This is a genomic window from Micromonospora sp. BL1, from assembly GCF_003667485.1.
Taxonomy (GTDB): domain Bacteria; phylum Actinomycetota; class Actinomycetes; order Mycobacteriales; family Micromonosporaceae; genus Micromonospora; species Micromonospora tulbaghiae.
This window is the reverse complement of record NZ_RCVK01000015.1, coordinates 1-425: the sequence shown is the minus strand read 5'-3', so window position 1 is coordinate 425 and position 425 is coordinate 1. Positions and strand designations below refer to the sequence as shown.

The following is a 425-nucleotide window of genomic DNA, read 5'->3' as shown; positions in this document are numbered from 1 at the left end:
GCGTGGAAGGAAACCGTCCGCGACGTCATGGCCGACATCGCCGCGAACCTGGAGGCGGCCAAGGTCGACGTCAGGCGGGCGATCATCCGACGCACGAGCGATCCGGCCGAGCGCAAGCGACTGTTCACCGCGCTGAAGGCCGACCAATGGGCTGACGATCCGTTCCTGTCTCGGCCGATGCGCAAGCACTGGAAGCGTGGCCACAACCGCACGCACGATCAGATCGTGGTACGCGCCGACAACTACAACGCCCTCGTTGACGGGCGAGGCCGGCTGTGGCTGGCAATTCCCGGCCTCGAACCCCGCAAGATGGTCAAAATCCCGCCGTCCACGACCGTCGCCCCGACCGGGACGCTGCGCCTGATCCTGCGCGGCGGCCGAGTCCAGGTCCACTACCAGATCGACGCGTCGCAGATGCGCTCATC

The 425-nt window shown here is 67.1% G+C and carries 1 protein-coding gene; it reads left to right on the top strand.

The window, feature by feature from the left end; all coding sequences use genetic code 11:
* Positions 1-27: 27 nt before the first annotated feature.
* Positions 28-425, top strand: a 398-nt coding sequence (locus EAD96_RS00045) for a hypothetical protein (protein ID WP_199733013.1), incomplete at its 3' end; no start/stop codon positions are given.